The 18,451-nt window shown below is 71.4% G+C and carries 20 protein-coding genes; 9 read left to right on the forward strand and 11 right to left on the reverse strand.

Going from position 1 to position 18,451, the window contains the following annotated elements:
• The first annotated feature begins 28 nt into the window (after positions 1-28).
• The 3 genes from OG252_RS33650 (at position 29) to OG252_RS33660 (ending at position 4,085) form a co-directional block, all read left to right on the forward strand.
• A complete protein-coding gene (locus OG252_RS33650; protein ID WP_329340850.1) occupies positions 29-2,110 on the forward strand; it encodes an MMPL family transporter in 2,082 nt (693 codons plus the stop codon).
• A gap of 68 nt (positions 2,111-2,178) precedes the next feature.
• Positions 2,179-3,408, forward strand: a complete 1,230-nt coding sequence (locus OG252_RS33655; protein ID WP_329340851.1) for a sensor histidine kinase — start codon at positions 2,179-2,181, stop codon at positions 3,406-3,408.
• Entirely contained in the window at positions 3,405-4,085 is a 681-nt protein-coding gene (locus OG252_RS33660; RefSeq protein ID WP_329340854.1) for a response regulator transcription factor, read from the forward strand. The genes OG252_RS33655 and OG252_RS33660 overlap by 4 nt, the downstream gene beginning before the upstream one ends.
• A 335-nt stretch (positions 4,086-4,420) precedes the next feature.
• On the opposite strand, the gene OG252_RS33665 is transcribed toward OG252_RS33660, so the two are convergent.
• Both OG252_RS33665 and OG252_RS33670 read right to left on the reverse strand, forming a co-directional pair.
• The gene (locus OG252_RS33665) at positions 4,421-5,380 is read right to left on the reverse strand and encodes a hypothetical protein (protein WP_329340855.1); all 960 of its coding nucleotides are present in this window, start codon (positions 5,378-5,380) and stop codon (positions 4,421-4,423) included.
• Positions 5,377-5,928 (reverse strand): SigE family RNA polymerase sigma factor, encoded by a 552-nt coding sequence (locus tag OG252_RS33670; RefSeq protein WP_329340856.1) that lies wholly within the window; start codon positions 5,926-5,928, stop codon positions 5,377-5,379. Before OG252_RS33670 ends, OG252_RS33665 begins: the two co-directional genes overlap by 4 nt.
• A 90-nt stretch (positions 5,929-6,018) precedes the next feature.
• Between OG252_RS33670 and OG252_RS33675 the strand changes: the two genes are divergently transcribed.
• On the forward strand, positions 6,019-6,483 hold the full coding sequence (locus OG252_RS33675) for a protein-tyrosine phosphatase family protein (protein WP_329345239.1): 465 nt from the start codon (positions 6,019-6,021) through the stop codon (positions 6,481-6,483).
• On the opposite strand, the gene OG252_RS33680 is transcribed toward OG252_RS33675, so the two are convergent.
• Positions 6,457-7,029: a class I SAM-dependent methyltransferase gene (locus OG252_RS33680; protein WP_329340858.1), complete on the reverse strand. Its 573-nt coding sequence runs from the start codon at positions 7,027-7,029 to the stop codon at positions 6,457-6,459. The genes OG252_RS33675 and OG252_RS33680 overlap by 27 nt on opposite strands.
• A gap of 56 nt (positions 7,030-7,085) precedes the next feature.
• On the opposite strand from OG252_RS33680, the gene OG252_RS33685 reads away from it, so the two are divergent.
• Positions 7,086-7,877 carry an AraC family transcriptional regulator gene (locus OG252_RS33685; protein WP_329340860.1) on the forward strand — a complete coding sequence of 264 codons (792 nt, stop codon included), beginning with the start codon at positions 7,086-7,088 and terminating at the stop codon, positions 7,875-7,877.
• On the opposite strand, the gene bla is transcribed toward OG252_RS33685, so the two are convergent.
• Entirely contained in the window at positions 7,870-8,745 is an 876-nt protein-coding gene (gene bla / locus OG252_RS33690; RefSeq protein ID WP_266439741.1) for a class A beta-lactamase, read from the reverse strand. The two genes, OG252_RS33685 and bla, sit on opposite strands and share 8 nt — an antisense overlap.
• 153 nt (positions 8,746-8,898) lie before the next feature.
• Between bla and OG252_RS33695 the strand changes: the two genes are divergently transcribed.
• Positions 8,899-10,047: an abortive phage infection protein gene (locus OG252_RS33695; RefSeq protein ID WP_266439742.1), complete on the forward strand. Its 1,149-nt coding sequence runs from the start codon at positions 8,899-8,901 to the stop codon at positions 10,045-10,047.
• Positions 10,048-10,050: 3 nt separating this feature from the next.
• On the opposite strand, the gene OG252_RS33700 is transcribed toward OG252_RS33695, so the two are convergent.
• The 3 genes from OG252_RS33700 to OG252_RS33710 all read right to left on the reverse strand — a co-directional run bounded on the left by OG252_RS33700 (position 10,051) and on the right by OG252_RS33710 (position 12,845).
• Entirely contained in the window at positions 10,051-11,529 is a 1,479-nt protein-coding gene (locus OG252_RS33700; protein ID WP_266439744.1) for an alpha/beta hydrolase, read from the reverse strand.
• 228 nt (positions 11,530-11,757) lie between these two features.
• Positions 11,758-12,033 carry a DUF397 domain-containing protein gene (locus OG252_RS33705; RefSeq protein WP_266439746.1) on the reverse strand — a complete coding sequence of 92 codons (276 nt, stop codon included), beginning with the start codon at positions 12,031-12,033 and terminating at the stop codon, positions 11,758-11,760.
• Complete coding sequence (locus tag OG252_RS33710; RefSeq protein WP_266439747.1) at positions 12,015-12,845, reverse strand: helix-turn-helix domain-containing protein; 831 nt, start codon at positions 12,843-12,845, stop codon at positions 12,015-12,017. Before OG252_RS33710 ends, OG252_RS33705 begins: the two co-directional genes overlap by 19 nt.
• A gap of 327 nt (positions 12,846-13,172) precedes the next feature.
• Between OG252_RS33710 and OG252_RS33720 the strand changes: the two genes are divergently transcribed.
• The 3 genes from OG252_RS33720 to OG252_RS33730 all read left to right on the forward strand — a co-directional run bounded on the left by OG252_RS33720 (position 13,173) and on the right by OG252_RS33730 (position 15,105).
• A complete protein-coding gene (locus OG252_RS33720; protein ID WP_266439749.1) occupies positions 13,173-13,388 on the forward strand; it encodes a hypothetical protein in 216 nt (71 codons plus the stop codon).
• 59 nt (positions 13,389-13,447) lie between these two features.
• On the forward strand, positions 13,448-14,197 hold the full coding sequence (gene recO / locus OG252_RS33725) for a DNA repair protein RecO (RefSeq protein ID WP_266439751.1): 750 nt from the start codon (positions 13,448-13,450) through the stop codon (positions 14,195-14,197).
• A gap of 71 nt (positions 14,198-14,268) precedes the next feature.
• Entirely contained in the window at positions 14,269-15,105 is an 837-nt protein-coding gene (locus OG252_RS33730) for an isoprenyl transferase (protein ID WP_266439753.1), read from the forward strand.
• A 145-nt stretch (positions 15,106-15,250) separates the two neighbouring features.
• Here the strand turns inward: OG252_RS33730 and OG252_RS33735 are convergent, their stop codons facing one another.
• From OG252_RS33735 to OG252_RS33750, 4 genes are read right to left on the reverse strand one after another with little or no spacing between them, the layout of a single operon-like run.
• Positions 15,251-15,667 (reverse strand): Fur family transcriptional regulator, encoded by a 417-nt coding sequence (locus OG252_RS33735; RefSeq protein ID WP_266439755.1) that lies wholly within the window; start codon positions 15,665-15,667, stop codon positions 15,251-15,253.
• Positions 15,668-15,727: 60 nt separating this feature from the next.
• On the reverse strand, positions 15,728-16,630 hold the full coding sequence (locus OG252_RS33740; RefSeq protein WP_266439757.1) for a metal ABC transporter permease: 903 nt from the start codon (positions 16,628-16,630) through the stop codon (positions 15,728-15,730).
• The gene (locus OG252_RS33745) at positions 16,630-17,397 is read right to left on the reverse strand and encodes a metal ABC transporter ATP-binding protein (RefSeq protein WP_329340864.1); all 768 of its coding nucleotides are present in this window, start codon (positions 17,395-17,397) and stop codon (positions 16,630-16,632) included. The genes OG252_RS33740 and OG252_RS33745 overlap by 1 nt, the downstream gene beginning before the upstream one ends.
• 32 nt (positions 17,398-17,429) lie before the next feature.
• Positions 17,430-18,398, reverse strand: coding sequence for a metal ABC transporter solute-binding protein, Zn/Mn family (locus OG252_RS33750; protein WP_329340867.1), 969 nt, complete (start codon positions 18,396-18,398; stop codon positions 17,430-17,432).
• Positions 18,399-18,451 lie beyond the last annotated feature (53 nt).

Below are 18,451 nucleotides of genomic sequence, written 5' to 3' on the forward strand. Positions count from 1 at the left end.
GACACACCGACCGGAGGGAGGCCCGTCCATGGGGGCCGCAAGGACACCTACACGGCGACGGCGCGCAGTGCCCTGGGCGGTGCTCGGCCTGTGGCTGGCCGCGCTCGTGCTCGTCGGACCGCTCGCCGGGAAATTCAGCGACGTCCAGCAGAACCGGGCGGTCGACTACCTGCCCGACAGTGCGGACTCCACCCAAGTAGCCAGGGTCCAGGACCAGTTGCCGGGCGGCGAGGCGACCGACCTGGTGCTCGTCTACCACCGGGACGGCGGGCTCACCGCCGCCGACCGGCAGACCGCGGCCGACCAGGTCACCGAGGTCGGCGGCGCCTACGACCTCTCCGGCACCCCGCAGGGCATCCCGTCCGAGGACGGCTCCACGCTCATGTACCCGGTGTCCAGCAACCAGCCCGGCCAGGACGAGGAGGCCCGCAACGCCTTCGTGGACGGGGTGCGCGACATCGCCGAGAGCGGCGCGGGGCTCAGCGTCGAGGTCGGTGGCCCGGGCGCGCTCAACACCGACATGAGCAAGGTCTTCGAGACCATCGACGGCACCCTGCTGCTGGCCACGCTCGCCGTCGTCACCGTGCTGCTGATCCTCATCTACCGCAGCCCGTTCCTGTGGCTGGTCCCGCTCGCCGTCGCGGGCGTCGCCGCCGCCATGGCGATGGCCGCCGCATACGGCCTGCACGAACTGTTCGACGTCACCATCACCGGCCAGAGCGGCGGCGTGATGACCATCCTGGTCCTCGGCGCCGGCACCGACTACGCGCTCCTCCTGATCGCCCGCTACCGCGAGGAGCTACGACGCCACGAGCGGCCGTACGACGCCATGCGCACCGCCCTGCGCGGCTGCGGACCGGCGATCCTCGCCTCCTCCGGGACCGTCGCGGCCGGCCTGCTGTGCCTGCTCGCCGCCGACCTGAACAGCAGCAGCGGCATGGGGCCGGTCGGCATGGTCGGCGTGCTCGCCGCGCTGGTCGCCATGACCACGCTGCTGCCCGCGGTCCTGGTGCTGCTCGGGCGCCGGGTCTTCTGGCCGCTGATCCCCGCCTTCGGCAGCACGCCCAAGGCCCGCCGCTCCCTCTTCGGCGCCATGGGCACCTCGGCCACCCGCAGGCCGGCCGCCGTGCTCGCGGGCGGTGCCGTCCTCCTCGGCGCGCTCGCCCTCGGCACCCTCAACCTGCCCGGGAGCCTCAAGCAGGAGGACTCCTTCACCGAGAAGCCCGAGTCGATCGCCGCGATGCAGACACTGGCCCAGGAGTACCCCGAGCGCAGCAGCCAGCCGGTCACCGTCATCGCCCCCACCGACAAGGCGGGCGCCGTCCTGGACGAGGCCCGCGCGACCGACGGGGTCGCCGAGGCGGCCGCCGGGCGCAGCGGCGACGGCTGGACCGAGATCGCCGTCTTCACCACCGCGGCCCCCGAGTCGGCGGGCGAGACGAAGACCATCGAGGCGCTGCGCGACAGCCTCGACGGCTCCTACGGCGCCTACGTCGGCGGGCCCAGCGCCCAGCAGATCGACCTGGCCGACAGCCAGTCCCGGGACCGCATGGTGGTCGTGCCGCTGGTGCTCGCCGCCGTGTTCCTGATCCTCGTGTTCCTGCTGCGCAGCCTCGTAGCGCCGCTGATGCTGCTGGTCGCCGTGGTCGCGGTGTGGGGCGCGGCGCTCGGCATCGGCGGCCTGGTCTTCGGACCGGTGCTCGACTTCGGGGGCACCGACCCCGGACTCGGACTGCTGTCCTTCGTCTTCCTGGTGGCGCTGGGCGTCGACTACGGCATCTTCCTGATGCACCGGATGCGCGAGGAGTCCGTGAACGGCGCCGAACCGCAGACCGCGGCGCTCACCGCCCTGCGCACCACCGGCGGGGTCATCGCCTCCGCGGGCGTCGTGCTCGCCGCGACGTTCGCCGTGCTCACCACGCTGCCACTGGTGGGGATGGTGGAGCTCGGGTTCGTCATCGCGGTCGGGGTGCTCCTCGACACCTTCCTCGTCCGGACGTACCTGGTGACCACGGCGAGTGTGCTGCTCGGCCGGAAGGTGTGGTGGCCCGGGAAGCTGTCGCGGATCCCGGAGCCGGAGCCACTGGAACGCCAGCCGGAGCCCGTGTGAGCCGCCGGCACACCCTCAGGGCGTCCCTCCTCTCCCGGAGGGACGCCCTCGTGGCGGAGGATGGGTCCGTGCCGGACACCAGCCGACCCAGCCTCAGCGACCGGATCATCGCGGCGATCCACCGCGACCCGCGCACCGCCCCGCACGCCACCCGCAACGACGCGCTCTTCGCGCTCGTGCTCGCCGTCGGCGCCGTATGCATCGCGCTGTCCACCGACCCCGCCCGCCGCCCGGACGCACTCGGCTGGACGCTGCTGCTCGCCGCCCATGTGCCGATCGTGTGGCGGCGGCGCCACCCCCTGCTCGTCCTCGCGGTGGTGATCGCACTCGTCGCGCCTTACCACGCGCTCGACAACAACCACACCGCCCCGACCCCGGCGGCCTTCACCGCGCTGTACACGGTCGCGGTCACCGGCCGCCCCCTGCGCACGATCCTGACGGGGGTCGTGGTCCTCGCCACCGCCCTGAGCGTGATGCTCACCGTCGACACCAAACAAGCCATCGAACTGCTGCGGATCTCCGGCTGGATCATCGCCGTGCTCTTCTGCGGCGTCGACATCCGCTACTACCGCCAGTACGTCGCCTCGATCGTGGACCGCGCCGAGCGCGCCGAACGCACCCGCGAGGAGGAGGCCCGCCGCAGGGTCGCCGAGGAGCGCCTGCGCATCGCCCGTGACCTGCACGACCTGCTCGCGCACAGCATCACCCTCATCGGCGTCCAGACCTCCGTCGCCGCGCACGTCCTGGCCGCCGACCCCGAGCGCCTCGACCGGGAGACGGTCGCCAAGGCCCTCGACGACATCTCCGAGACCTGCCGGAGCGCGCGCGGGGAACTCCGTACGACGCTGGAGGTGCTGCGGGCCTCCGAACACGGCGACGCGCGCGGCCCGCTGCCCGGCCTCGACGGCGTGCCCGACCTGGTGGAGGCGGCACGGCTCGCGGGCGCCCGCGTCGAGCCCGACGTCCGGGTCCGGCAGGCACCGCCCGCGGTGGGTGCCGCCGTGTACCGGATCGTGCAGGAGGCGTTGACCAACGCGGTACGGCACGCCGGGCCCGGACCCGCCGTACGCGTCGAGATGTACGAGGCGGAGGGCGCCCTGCACCTGTCGGTGACCGACGACGGCACCGGGCCCACGCCGGGCGGCACGCCGGGGTACGGGCTGGTCGGAATGCGGGAGCGGGCCCGCAGCGTCGGTGGCACACTCGACGCCGGGCCGCGGGGGCGGGGCGGCTTCGAGGTGAGCGCGGTACTGCCGCTCGCCGCCGCGCCCGTGATGCCTGTAGGGGGAACCGGATGACCATCCGCGTACTGCTCGCCGACGACCAGACGCTCGTACGGGAGGCCTTCTCGATGCTCGTCGAGTCGGCTCGGGACATGGAGGTGGTCGGACAGGCGGGCACCGGGCGGGAGGCCGTGGAACTCGCGCGCGGCGCGCGGGCCGACCTGGTGGTGATGGACGTCCGGATGCCCGACCTCGACGGCATCGAGGCGACCCGGCTGATCGCCGCGGACGAGGATCTCGCGGGGGTGAAGGTGCTGGTCCTCACCACCTACGACACGGACGAGAACATCGTCGAGGCGCTGCGGGCGGGGGCGTCCGGGTTTCTGGTGAAGGACACGCGGCCGGCCGATCTCCTCGACGCGATCCGTACGGTGGCGGCGGGGGAGGCGCTGCTGTCACCGGGGCCGACGGCCCGGCTGATCGAGCGGTTCCTGCGCAGTCCGTCGGTGTCGGTGTCGGGGTCCGTGAAGGGGGGTGGGCCCGAGTGTCTGTCGGAACGGGAGCGGGAGGTGCTGGTGCTGGTCACGCGGGGCCTCAACAACACGGAGATCGCCGAGGCGTTGGGACTGAGCCCACTGACGGCGAAGACCCACGTCAGCCGCATCATGGGGAAACTGGGCGCGCGGGACCGGGCCCAACTGGTCATCGTGGGGTACGAGTCGGGGATGGTGACGCCGGGGGGCGGCGGGTGACGTGCCCGGTGGGGGCGCGCGTCTCCCCTGGGGGCTCCGCCCCCAGACCCCCGGGCCTGTGCCCACCTTCCCGAGGGGGCGCGGTGACGGGTCGGTGGGGGTGCACGTCCCTGGGGGCTCCGCCCCCAGACCCCCGGCCTGTGCCCTCCCACCACCCGACTCGGTGGGTCGAGAGGTGGAGGTCGAGGGCTGACCTCTCGTCCGACCGAGTCGGCAGGTAGAGGGTCACTTCTTGGCTGACCGAGTCGGGTGGTGGGTGGGCATAGGCCCGGGGGTCCAGGGGGCGGAGCCCCCTGGGACGGGATTGAAGGGGCGGCGCCCCTGGGGCGTGGTCGTTACGGGAGCGTCTTCTGGTAGGTCTTGTCCTTGTCGGAGTCGTAGATGAGCTTGCCGTCGGGGTCGTAGCCCTTGATGTGGGGTGCGACCGTGACTTGCTGGTTCAGGACGCCGGACGCGACGAACCAGCCGTGGTCGAGGGTCGCCTCGCTGGTGGCGCCACCGTAGGAGACGGTCACCTTCGCCACCGAAGGGACCACCGTGCCGATGAACCCCCACCGGAACGGCAACTTCCAGTTCCCCTTGTCGAGGAACGACTGCTGGTACAGCTTGCCGCCGTTGATGTCGGCCAGCACGGGCGGGGAATCCGGCAACCGGTCGCTGCCGCCGCTGGTGTTGAGCCCCGAGGCCTCGCCGTCCTTGACGTTGCAGATCAGCCGGGTCTCCTGAGGTTTGTCCCGCACGGCGACGACGTACATGCCGTCACCGGGTGCGTTGGTGTCGCCGGTGCTGTTCATCGCCAGGATGATCCGGTAGCTGTCGGCCGCCCCCAGGTTCAGCTTGATCCCGCCGCCGTTCTCCTCGCGGTCCCGGTTGTAGGCAAGGCACTTCTCCAGCCCGTCCGCGGCCTGCGCGAACGTGATCCCGTCGAGCAGCTGCCCCGGCGTGGCCGGCCCGGCGGGCCCGGACGGCGTCGGCGAGGGAGAGGGAGTCGGCGTCGACGCCCGCGAGGCGCTGACCGACGACTGCGGCGACGCCGTGACCGACCCCCCGCCCGAACCCCCCACCGCGTACGCCCCCACCGGCACCGCGGCCAGCGTCACCAGCACCGCCCCGGCCGCCGCCACCCGGCGCCGCCGCTCCACCACGCCCCGGCGCCGGATCGTGGGGTACGGCGCGGCCGACGGCCGGATCGTGTAGGCGTCCTCGGCGAGCAACTCACGCAGCTGCTCCTCGAAGCCCGCCTCGACCTCCGCGCCCTCACCTTGGCCCTGACCCAGAGCCTGTTCCTCGCTCACCTGGTTCCTCCCTGCCCGGCGGACGACGTGCGACTCTGCTCGGGCCGGTCCATGACCTGAGCGAGCCCCGGATATGTACGCAACTTCGCCAGCCCCTTGGACGCCTGGCTCTTGACCGTGCCGGGGGAGCAGCCGAGCATCTCGGCGACCTCCGCCTCGGACAGGTCCTCCCAGTACCGCATGACGATCACCGCCCGCTGCTTCGGCGGCAGCCCGGCCAGCGCGCCGAGCAGCACACCGCGCTCGTCGACCCGGGACACGGCCTCGTCGCGCCCCGCCGTCTCCGGCGGCGCCGCGGTCAGCGACTCCCTGACGCGCCGCTTGCGGAACCGGTCGCTGTTGCAGCTGACCAGCATCCGGCGGACGTACGCCTCCGGGCTGTCGCTGCGCGACACGCGCCGCCAGGAGCGGTACGCCTTCGCCAGCGCCGTCTGCGTCAGGTCCTCGGCGTGGTGCACGTCACCGGTGAGCAGATACGCGGTCCGTACGAGCCGGGACCACCGGGCTCTGACGAATTCCTGGAACTGGGCCTCTTGTTCGGCCTGCATCAAGCACCCTCCCTCGCCCTCCAGACCACCGTTCCGCCGGATTCGGTTGCCCGGGATCCGATGCCGCGTTCGAATGGTCTGGTGGCGAGTATGGAGCGGTGGGACGAGCGGGACACCGGGGTGCTGCGGCTGCCGTCCGGGCGGCTGGTGCGGGGCCGTGGCCTACGGCACCCCCTCGCACCGGGGGCGCCGAGCCCGTCGTACGGCATCTATCTGCTCGGCAGGCAGCCGCCCGCCGTGGAGTGGGAGTCCCGCTGGCTGCGCTGGCCCGACTTCCGGCTGCCCGCCGACCACGCGGCCGCCCGCGCGGTCCTCACAGAGGCCTGGGAGCGGGCCGCCGGCGAGCGCGTGGAGCTGGCCTGCGGCGGCGGTCGCGGCCGTACGGGCACGGCGCTGGCGTGTCTGGCGGTGCTGGACGGCGTGCCGGCCGGGGAGGCCGTCGCGTACGTCCGCCGCCACTACGACCGGCACGCGGTGGAGACGCCGTGGCAGCGGCGGTACGTACGGCGGTTCGGGGCGGCGGCGGGTTCAGGGGCGGCGGGCGCGGAAGCGTAGGCCGCCGCTCTGCGGGTGCGTGTCGACGGACACGTCCGTGAAGCCGGCCTCCTTGAGGCGGGTCGGCAGACCCGCCGGGTCGAGGGTGTTCATCGTGTCCCTGAAGTGGAGGATGCGGAAGCGCAGCCCCGGCTGGCTGTCGCTGCCGGCGAAGGTGCCGCCGGGGCGCAGGACTCGGAACGCCTCGGCGAAGATGCGGTCCTGGTGGGCGGCCGTGGGCACGTGGTGGAGCATCGTGAAGCAGACGACGGAGTCGAAGGACGCCCCCGGCAGGGGGAGTTCGGCGCCGTCCGCGAGGAGGACGCGGGCGCGGTCGCCCCACGTGTCCTGGAGCAGCCGGACCGTGTCCGCGTCGATCTCGGCGGCCGTCAGGCGGGGGACCAGGTCGGCGAGGACGCGGAGGTTGGCGCCGTAACCCGGGCCGATCTCCAGTACGTCCGCGCCCAGTTCCACGTGTTCGAGGGCCCAGGGCAGGATGTGGTCCTTCGTCGTCTGCGCCCACTTCTCGGAGCTGCACAGCTTGCGGTGGGCTCGGTTCATCGGCATGGCATCGACGCTAGGCGGGGCGTAGTGCCGTCCGCCACGCGCTAGTGTGCCGTCCCATGTCGCCGAACGGACAGCCGAGCGGACAGCCGAGCGGACAGTACCGCCCGTACGACGCCGCCGGTTCGGGCATCTTCGTCGGTCACTTCAGCATGCCGCGCGGCAGCGCCTTCACCACGCACTGGCATGACTTCCACCAACTCGCCTGGTCGGCCAAGGGATTGCTGCGGGTGCGCAGCGAGCAGGGGGTGTGGCTGCTGCCGCCGTCGCTGGCCCTGTGGATCCCGGCGAGGGTCGTGCACGCCACGGAGTCGGCGGGGGACGCCGTCATGCGCAGTGCGTACGTCGATCCGGAGTGCTGCCCGGACATCGACTGGCGGGAGCCGACCGTGATGGCGGTGACCCCCTTGCTGCGGGCGCTCATCGACCATCTGATCCACCCGGGACTGGCCCCGGACGCCCGGTCGCGCGCCGAGGCCGTGCTCCTCGACGAGCTGCGTCCGGTGCCGGTCACCAGCGTCTCCGCGCCCCTGCCCCGCGACCCGCGCGCCCGCACGGTGGCCGAGGCGCTGCGGGCCGACCCCGCGGACGGCCGGAGCCTCGCCGACTGGGGAGGCCGGGTCGGCGCCAGCGCACGGACCTTGGCCCGGCTCTTCGTCGCGGAGACGGGCCTTTCCTTCGGGCAGTGGCGGGAGCGGGCGCGGATGCAGTCGGCGATGCCGCACCTCGCGGCGGGCCTGCCGATCGAGTCGGTGGCCCACCGCGTCGGCTACGCGACGGCCAGCTCCTTCACCGCCGCGTTCCACCGGCTGGTCGGGGTGACCCCGAGGCAGTACTTCCCGGTCAGCTGAGGGCTTCGGCGAGCAGCGCCGCCGTCTCCGCGACCAGGGCGTCGTCCCAGGCCGCGTCCTGGTCGGGCTTGGTCGACAGGACGGACAGGACGACGGGGGCGCCGGTGTCGGTCCAGGCGATGCCCACGTTGTTGGTGGTGCCGTAGGAGCCGGAGCCCGTCTTGTCGGCGATCGTCCAGGTCGTCGGCAGGCCCGCGCGGAAGCGTTTGCCGCTGGTCGTGTTGTTCAGCAGCCAGTGGGTGAGGAGGGCTCGGTCCTTGCGGTTCAGCGCGTCGCCGAGGACCAGTCGGCCGTACGTGCGGCCGATGGCGTACGGGCTCGTCGTGTCCGTGATCCGCCACGGCTCGGCCGAGTTGAGGTCCGTCTCCCAGCGGTCGAGGCGCGTCACCGGGTCGCCGAGGGAGCGGCAGAAGCGGGTGATCGCGGTGGGGCCGCCGAGTTCGCGCAGGAGGAGGTTGCCCGCGCCGTTGTCGCTGAAGGTGATGGCCACCTCGGCGAGTTCGGCGACGGTCATGCCCTCGGCCAGGTGCTGCCTGGTCGTGTCGGAACCCGCCGCCGGCAGGTCGGCCTCCGTGTAGTGGATACGGCGGGCCAGGAACTCGCCGTTCCGGTCCAGGTCGCGCAGGACGGCCGCGGACGCGAGCGTCTTGAACAGAGAGCACATCGGGAACAGCTCGTCGGCGCGGTGGCGGACGGACCGCTTGGTGGCGAGGTTGTGGGCGAACACGCCCAGCCGGGCGCCGTGCTGTTCCTCCAGGCGGCGGAGGCGGGCGGTGACGCCCGGGTCGCCGGTGGCGTGCGCGGGCCCGCTGGTGAGCAGGGTGGCCGCGGTGGCGGTGCCGGCCGCGAGGAGGGTGCGTCGGGTCATCGGGGAGGTGCCGGAGCCTAAGATCTTGTTCTCCTTCGCTCGCTGTGTGTCGACGATCTCTCCAGTGATCGACGCCGGATCTCATCCCTTGGTTGCGGGGCCGTAGACCATCGGAGGACGGCGGTGCGCGCCCGCGCTCGGCACAGTGACGGCATGGAGAAGACGAAGGGGATCAACCGAGCACAGTTCCTGGCCGGTGCGGCGGTCCTGGGAGTCGCGGCGGCGACACTGCCCGCACGCCCGGCCGCGGCGACCGCACGGGAGGCCGCGGGGAGCGGACGCGGGCTGAGGCACCACGGCGTCGTCTACACCGTCGGGGCCGGCGAGACCCCCGGCACGGCCTTCAGCACCGCCCGCATGCGTGCCGACGTCCGCGCGATCCGCGAGGACCTGCACGCCGACACCCTCGACGTCACCGGCGACGGCGTCGAGCGCCTGACCGCCACCGCCGCCGAGGCCGCCGAGCGCGGGCTGCACGTGTGGCTCCAGCCAACCCTCGGGGACGTCCCGGAGGGGGACATCCTCGAACACCTCGCGGAGACCGGGCGGTTCGCGGAGCGGCTGCGGCGGCAGGGCGCGAGCGTGGATCTCAGTGTGGGCTGCGAGTTCTGGCTGTTCGTGCCCGGGATCGTGCCGGGGGAGAACGTCCTGGAGCGCATCGAGAACCTGCAGAACGGCACGGTCGACTGGGAGCAGATGCAGCGCCGCCTGGACCGCTTCACCGCGAAGGCGGCGCAGGTGGGCCGCTCGGTCTTCCGCGGCCGACTGAGCTACGCGGCCGCCCAGGACGACGAGGTCGACTGGAACCTCTTCGACGTCGTCGGCATCGACTACTACTCGTACTTCCGCGACCGGAGCGCCTACGTACGGGAGCTGAAGAAGTACCTCCGCTGGGGCAAGCCCCTCGCGATCACCGAGTTCGGCACGTGCACGTACGTCGGTGCCCCCGAGGCCGGCGGCATGGGCTGGTCGATCGTCGACTACGAGAAGGACCCGCCGGAGATCAAGGGCGACCTGGTCCGCAGCGAGCGCGTCCAGGCCGCCTATCTGACCGATCTGCTGGACGTCTTCGAGTCCATGGGTCTGTACGCGGCGATGGCCTTCGAGTTCGTCACCGCCGACGCCCCGCACCGCCCCGACGAACCGCGCTACGACCTCGACCTGGCGAGCTACAGCATCACCAAGTCCGTCAAGGACCGTCCGGACGATCCGAATTCGGGGTGGCACTGGGAGCCGAAGGAGGCGTTCCACGCCCTGGCCCGACGCTATGCCGGGGCGTGCCGCTCCCGTCAGCCGCGCTAGACGTCAGTCGCAGTAGACGTCCGTGTCGGGTCGCTCACCCGTGGCGAGGAAGCGGGACACCGTCTCGTCCCCGCAGGCGTTGCCGTGGAGGAGGTAGGCGTCGTGGCCGGTGGAGTTCACGGTCACCATGACGGCACGGTCTCCGAGGGCGCGGCGAAGCTTGAGGGCACCGGCGAGCGGGGTGGCGACGTCCCGTTCGTTCTGCACGAGCAGGATGTTGGACGGCCCGCGGTCGGTGATCCGTACCGGCGCCTGCTTCGGCGGGGTCGGCCAGGCGGCGCACACCATCGCGTTGCGCGGCATGCCCGCGGTCAGCGGGTACTTGACCCGGCTCTCGTCGACGCCCTTCTGGTACTCGGCGGCCGATGCGGGCCACGCGACGTCGTTGCACAGGGTCGCGGCGCCGACCGCGGCGACGTTCTGCAGGACCTGCTCCGGCGGGGCGGCCGGCGCGGGCGGCACGGTGCCGGCCCGGGCGGCCAGGATCAGCTTGGCCAGGGCGGGGAAGCGGCTGGGCGAGTACAGCGTGTCCAGCAGCGTCTGGCGCAGCACGTTGCCGTTCAGCTCCTCGGGGTTGGCGCCGGGCCATGGGATGGGCTCCCGGTCGAGCCGCGCGGCCAGCTTCAGGAACAGCGGCCGCACCTCGGCCGCCGTCCCGGCCAGCCGGTCCGGGTTGTCCGGCGCCGACGCCCACTTCGCGAACTCGGGGAAGACGTCCTCGACGCCCTGCTCGTGCCCGGCGAGCCAGGCGCGGGAGACGCGGGTGGGATCGGGGTCGTCGTTGCTGTCCAGCACGATCCGGTCGGTGCGGTGCGGGAACAGCTGGCTGTAGACCGAGCCGACGTACGTCCCGTACGACACTCCCCACGCGGAGATCTTCCGCTCTCCGAGCGCCGCCCGGATGCGGTCGAGGTCGCGGGCCTCGGTGACCGTGCTGATGTGCCGCATCAACTCGCCGCCATTACGGGCACAGGCGTCCGCCATACGCTGCGCGGTGACCATGTTCTCGGCGACGGAACCGTCCGGGGCGGGCCACGGCCGCAGCTTGGAGAGGGCGAGATCGGCGTGCTCGAGCCCGCAGTCCACGGAGGTGGAGGGGGCGAGCCCGCGCGGCGCGAAGCCGATCAGATCGTGGGCGTCGCGTACGTCCTGGGGCAGCTTCTGCCCCTTGCCGGACGGGTCGTTGAGGCTGGATCCGCCCGGCCCACCGGGAATCAGCATCAGCGCGCCGCGACGGGTGGTGGGGTTCTCTGCGGGGATGCGGGAGATGACGACGTCGATCTTCCGGCCGTCTGGGTGGGCGTAGTCCATCGGCACTTTGACAGTGGCGCACTGTTGCCGGGGGTCGAGGCCGGTGCCCGCGCACTTGGTCCACCCGAGGGAAGGGGTGGCGGCGGAGGCGGACGTGGTGAGGGGGGCGGTGAGACCGAGGAGTACGGCGGAGGTGGCTACGAGGGCGGCGTTTCTCTTGATCTGCGTCATGCGAACGAGCCTCGCGGAACCTGACGGTTCACCACATCCGGGTAACTCCCGTGTTCTTGGGCGGGGTTACCCCCACAGCGTGCTCGGGGTTTCCCTGAGCCCGAGAGTCAACCCAGGTCGCTCGGAGGGTCGACGCTCGTCACCGCGGTGACCAGTCGGTCCTCGAGAGCGGCGCCCCGAACGATGCGACGGGGTCATCGGCTCCAGCAGCGCGCCGGGCTCCGCCCCTCAGGCGACCCCGACGGTACGGACGAACTCCGTCCAGGCGACCGGCCCGAGGAGCAGCACGGGCCCACCGGGCACCTTGCTGTCGCGGACGGGTACGACGCCGGGGACTCCGTCGGCTACCTCGACGCAGTCGCCACCGTTGCCGTCGCTGTACGTGCTCTTGCGCCAGCTGGCAGCGCCAGGGAAGTCGTACGCGACCTCGACGCAGCTGCCTCCGTTGCCGTCGCTGTAGGTGCTCTTGCGCCAGCGTGCGTGGGTCAGGTCGTACTCGCGCATCGTCTGAAGTCCTCCGCCGCCGATTCGACCAGTGCCAGGGACGCCTCCGGCGACAGCGCGGCGGCCCTGAGCTGATCGTATGCCGACTGCGCCCGCATCACCACGGCTGGATCGTCAAGGAGGTTCCCCGAATACACGGCTTCTGTATAGGCCGTTGGGGGCGCGTCCTCGAAGTCCATGAGCGTGATCATCCCGGGCACGGCATACGCCCCCGCCGCGTACGGCAACACCTGCACCAACACCGCCCGCCTGCGCGCCAGCGCGGCCACGTACTCCAGCTGCTCGGCCATCACCGCCGCCCCGCCCACCGGGATCCGCAGCACGTTCTCGTGCACGATCACCCAATACACGGGCCGTGTAGCGTCCTTGAGGATCCTCGACCGCTCCACGCGGCCGGACACCTTCTCCTCGATGTACTCGTCCGGCGCGAACGGGTTCATCGCGAGTGTGATCGCCCGTGCGTACTCCGCCGTCTGCAAGAGGCCCGGCACCAGCGCCGGCGCGAACTCGCAGATCTTCGTCGCCAGCGCCTCCAGCTCGGCCGCCTTCGCGAAGTAATCCGCATACCGCGGATCATCGATGAGCTTCCGGCACAGCCGCTCGAAAATACCGTCGGTTTGTAGTGCCTCGTCAATCCTCTGCGCCACATCCAATTGCGGTTTCCGAATAGCCTGTTCGAACTGTCCGATGTACCCGCCGGACACGAAAACCCGTAACCCAAGCTCCACTTGAGTGATCCCCGCGTCTTCCCTTCGCCGCTTCAGCTCCGCCCCGAAGAACTCCCAGACCGCTTGCCGTGAACCATTGGCCACAGCCAACCACCTTCCGCTGACCCCCACTTGTAGTGCACAGACTCCTGCCGAGTGTAGGCCCCGCAGGGCACCCTGGAGATGAGAAGAGTGAAACTCGAAAAGGAAGGGGAGCACGGTGAAGTCTGTGGAGTCACGGCACTCGGCGCACTGCGTCGAAGAGGCGGAGGAAACGGTGAAAGAATTGCGCTCGGCGCTTCTTATGGCGGGAATTACACTGCCGTCACTGGGGCTCGATCCCGTGAGTCTCGCGCGGGAGGCACCCTGTCCGCTCGTCGAATTGGGGCGGTGTTCCGTGGAGACCGCGCAGCGACTCGCGGCGGTACTGCGGTGAAGCCGCCGGTGGGGGCGTATGTCGTGGACACCCGGAGCGGGCGGATGGGGATCGTCATGGGGCACGAGGGGCCGTATGTGCAACTGAGACCGTACGGAGGGGGGCGGGAGTGGGATGCCGAGCCGGGTGCCGTGCGGCATGCCACGCCTGCCGAGCGGCTGAGCGCGATGACGGCGTACGCCAACGCACGAAGCCGCGGCGAGGTGCCTTGAAGCGACGGGAGAAGCCCGGGGCCGACGGGGGCCAGCCGGCGTAGGCGAGAATGGGCCCCATGAGTCTGTTCCGTGACGACGGCATCGTGCTGCGCACCCAGAAGCTGGGTGAGGCGGACCGGATCATCACCCTGCTCACACGCGGTCACGGGCGGGTACGGGCCGTGGCCCGTGGGGTGCGCAGGACCAAGTCCAAGTTCGGGGCCCGGCTGGAGCCCTTCTCCCACGTCGACGTGCAGTTCTTCGCCCGCGGCAGCGAGCTGATCGGGCGCGGGCTGCCGCTGTGTACGCAGAGCGAGACCATCGCGCCGTACGGGGGCGGGATCGTCGCGGACTACGCGCGCTACACCGCCGGGACGGCCATGCTGGAGACCGCCGAGCGGTTCACCGACCACGAGGGCGAGCCGGCGGTGCAGCAGTACCTGCTGCTCGTCGGGGCCCTGCGGACCCTCGCCCGCGGCGAGCACGCCCCGCACCTCATCCTCGACGCCTTTCTCCTCCGTTCCCTCGCCGTGAACGGCTACGCGCCCACCTTCACCGACTGCGCGAAGTGCGGCATGCCCGGGCCGAACCGGTTCTTCTCGGTGGCGGCCGGGGGCTCGGTCTGCGTCGACTGCCGGGTGCCGGGGAGTGTCGTACCGTCGCCACAGACCCTGGAACTCCTCGGGGCGCTGCTTACGGGAGACTGGGAGACCGCGGACGCGAGCGAGCCGCGGCACGTCCGGGAGGGAAGCGGGCTGGTGTCCGCCTACCTGCACTGGCATCTGGAGCGGGGACTGCGCTCGCTCAGATACGTGGAAAAGTCGTAAGCAGCCCGAGGACAAGGACCCCGAGGACAAGCACCTCCGAGGGCAAGCACCACAGAGGAGACGAGAAGCACATGGCCGTACGCGGGATCCTGGGGCGCCAGCGCCGTGAGTACAAGACGCCGGAGCCGCACCCGTCCGGGGCCCGCCCGCCGAAGCTCCCCGGCGAGCTGGTGCCCACCCATGTGGCGATCGTCATGGACGGGAACGGCCGCTGGGCCAAGGAACGCGGCCTGCCGCGCACCGAGGGGCACAAGGTCGGCGCCGAGCGGGTGCTGGACGTGCTCCAGGGCGCGGTCGAGATGGGCGTGAGGAACATCTCCCTGTACGCCTTCTCCACCGAGAACTGGAAGCGCTCGCCCGACGAGGTGCGCTTCCTGATGAACTTCAACCGCGACTTCATCCGCAAGTCCCGCGACCAGCTCGACGAGCTCGGTGTCCGGGTGCGCTGGGTGGGCCGTATGCCCCGGCTGTGGAAGTCCGTCGCCAAGGAGCTCCAGGTCGCCCAGGAGCAGACCAAGGACAACGACAGGCTGACGCTGTACTTCTGCATGAACTACGGCGGCCGCGCCGAGCTCGCGGACGCGATGCAGGCGATGGCGGAGGACGTGAAGGCGGGGCGCCTGGACCCGTCGAAGGTCTCCGAGAAGACCATCCAGAAGTACCTGTACTACCCGGACATGCCGGACGTGGACCTGTTCCTGCGGCCGAGCGGCGAGCAGCGGACGTCCAACTACCTTCTGTGGCAGAGCGCCTACGCCGAGATGGTCTTCCAGAACGTGCTGTGGCCGGACTTCGACCGGCGCGACCTGTGGCGGGCCTGCGTGGAGTTCGCCTCGCGGGACCGGCGCTTCGGCGGGGCGATTCCGAACGAGGAGCTGCTGGCCATGGAGGGCGACCAGGAGCAGTAGGCCTGACAGGTGCCCGGTGTCGCTGCGGGCCGGGGGGTGGGTGCGCAACCCGGCGCTGCGGGGTGCCGCGCCTCTTTGGGTCGGGAGCCGCCCCAGCGGCACGACTGCCCGCAGCTACGCGGCTGCTACTGCTCGCGGCTGGCCGCTACGCCGTCTTCGCCGCGCAGTCCTCGCACGTTCCGAAGATCTCCACCGTGTGCGCCACGTTCACGAACCCGTGTTCCGACGCGATGGCCTCCGCCCAGGTCTCCACCGCCGGGCCCTCGACCTCCACGGCCTTGCCGCAGACGCGGCAGACGAGGTGGTGGTGGTGCTCGCCGGTGGAGCAGCGGCGGTAGACGGACTCGCCGTCGGAGGTGCGCAGGACGTCGACCTCGCCGGCGTCGGCGAGGGACTGGAGCGTGCGGTAGACCGTGGTCAGCCCGACCGAGTCGCCCTTGTGCTTGAGCATGTCGTGGAGATCCTGGGCACTGCGGAACTCGTCGACCTCATCGAGGGCCGCCGCCACGGCGGCCCGCTGCCGGGTTGCGCGGCCCTTCACGGACGGTCCTGCGGTCGTCACCGGTTGCCTCCCTAACGTCTGCACCTGCCGGGCCATTGTGCCAGTCCGGCCTGTCAGCGGTCAGACGCCGACCTTTCCGTCGGATCCACGGCTGGCCGGAATCGCACACTCCGCCGGATCCCCGGCGGGATGCGCGGCCGCCAGGGCCCGCGCGCGGCGCCGGGCCAGCGGGGCCGCCAGCGCGGTCATGAGGATGAACGCCCCGATGGCCAGCAGCACGATCGTCGCGCCGGGCGGCACGTCCTGGTAGTACGACGTCACGGTGCCGCCGACCGCCACCGAGACCCCGATGGCCACCGCGATCGCGAAAGTGGCCGCGAAGCTGCGGCTCAGCTGCTGCGCCGCCGCCACGGGCACCACCATCAGCGCGGACACCAGCAGCAGGCCGACCACGCGCATCGCGACCGTCACCGTGACCGCGGCCGTGACCGCCGTCAGCAGGTTCAGGGCCCGCACCGGCAGGCCCGTGACCCGCGCGAACTCCTCGTCCTGGCTCACCGCGAACAGCTGGCGGCGCAGGCCGACGGAGACCAGCACCACGAAGGCGGCCAGGATGCAGATCGCCGTGATGTCCGACTCGCTCACCGTCGACAGGGAGCCGAAGAGGTACGACGTCAGGTTCGCGTTCGAGCCCGTCGGCGCGAGGTTGATGAGCATCACGCCGCCGGCCATACCGCCGTAGAAGAGCATGGCGAGGGCGATGTCGCCGCGGGTCTTGCCGTACCAGCGGATCAGCTCCATGGCGACCGCGCCGAGCACGGACACCAGCGTGGCCATCCACACCGGCGACCAGGACAGCAGGAAGCCGAGGCCGACGCCGGTCATCGCCACGTGGCCGATGCCGTCGCCCATGAGGGCCTGGCGGCGCTGGACGAGGTAGATACCGACGGCCGGGGCCGTGATGCCGACCAGGACCGCCGCCAGGAGGGCCCGCTGCATGAAGGCGTAGTTCAGGAGGTCCATCAGCTCAGCAGTCCCGTCCGGATCGGTTCGGCGTCGTGAGCCGCGTGCGGGTGTACGTGGTCGTGGCCGGGCAGCGCGTGCTGGCCGAGGGCCTGCGGGGGCGGGCCGTCGTGGGTGATGCAGCCGTCGCGCAGGACGACCGCCCGGTTGATCAGGGGCTCCAGGGGGCCCAGTTCGTGCAGGACGAGCAGGACGCTCGTACCCTGGGCGACCTGCTCGCGCAGGGTCGAGGCCAGCACCTCCTGGCTCGCCAGGTCCACGCCCGCCATCGGCTCGTCCATGATCAGGAGTTCGGGTTCGGCGGCGAGGGCGCGGGCGATCAGTACGCGCTGGTGCTGGCCGCCGGAGAGGGCGTTGACGGAGTCCTTCGCGCGGTCGGCCAGGCCGACCAGGTCCAGCGCACGGCGTACGGCCTCGTGGTCGGCCTTGCGCAGGATGCCGAAGCGGGCGCGGGAGAGGCGGCCGGAGGAGACGATCTCGGTGACGGTGGCGGGGACGCCGCCCGCGGCCGTGGTGCGCTGCGGGACGTAGCCCACGCGCGCCCAGTCGCGGAAGCGGCGGCGCGGGGTGCCGAACAGCTCGATCTCGCCGGCGCTGACCGGCACCTGGCCGATGACGGTCCGGATCGCGGTCGACTTGCCGGAGCCGTTGGCGCCGAGCAGCGCGACGACCTCACCGCGGGAGACGGTGAGGTCGATGCCGCGCAGGACCGGGCGCGAGCCCAGCTCGGCGCGGACGCCGCGCAGGGATATGACGGGCTCGCTCACGAGGTCCTCCGTAACTCCGTGCTCCGCAGCGGTCACTTGGCGCCGAGAGCGGTTTTCAACGCGGTCAGGTTGGACTCCATGACCTGGAAGTAGTCGTCGCCCTTGGACTTGTCGGTGATGCCCTCGAGCGGGTCGAGGACGTCCGTCTTGAGGCCCGCGTCCTGGGCGAGGGTCTTCGCGGTCTTGTCGGACACCAGTGTCTCGTAGAAGACGGTGGTGACGCCGTCGGCCCTGGCCTCCTCCTGGAGTTCCTTGATCCGGGCCGGGCTGGGCTCGCTCTCCGGGTCGAGGCCGGAGATGGCCTCCATGGTCAGGCCGTAGCGCTCGGCGAGGTAGCCGAAGGCGGCGTGGTTGGTGAAGAAGACCTTGCTGTCGGTGTTCTTCAGGCCGTCCGTGAACGCGGTGTCGAGGTCGCCGAGCTTCTTGGTCAGCGCGGCGGCGTTCTTCTTGTAGTCCGCCGCGTTGTCCGGGTCGGCCTTCTCGAAGGACTTGGCGACGCCCGCGGCGACCTCGGCGTACTTCACCGGGTCGAGCCAGAGGTGCGGGTCGAGGGCGTGCTCCTCCTCCTCGGCGGGCTCCTCCGCGGCGGCCTCCTCGCCCTCGTGCTCGTGCTCCACGGAGCCGTGGTCCTCGAGCGTGGTCAGCGTGGCCGCGTCGATCTTGTTCTTGACCTCGGCCTGCTCGACCGCCTTGTCGACGGCGGGCTGGAGGTCCTTGAGGTAGAGCACCGCGTCGGACTCCTGGAGCTGCGCGGTCTGCTGGGCGCTGATCTCCAGGTCGTGCGGCTCCTGGCCGGGCTCGGTGAGACTGGTGACGTTCACGTGGTCCCCGCCGATCTGCTCGGCGAGGAAGGCCATCGGGTAGAACGAGGCGACGACGTCGAACTTGTCCGTGTTGCCCGCCGCCTCGCTGTCGCTCGAGCAGGCGGAGAGGGTGCCGAGGCCGAGGGCGGTGGCCGCGGCGACCGCGATGCCGGACATGTGCTGTCGTCGTACGTTCATGACAGTCATTTTCAACAAATATGGAAACCGTTGTCAACAAACGTGGTGAGAGG

The organism is Streptomyces sp. NBC_01352 (genome assembly GCF_036237295.1).
GTDB classification, from domain to species: domain Bacteria; phylum Actinomycetota; class Actinomycetes; order Streptomycetales; family Streptomycetaceae; genus Streptomyces; species Streptomyces plumbiresistens.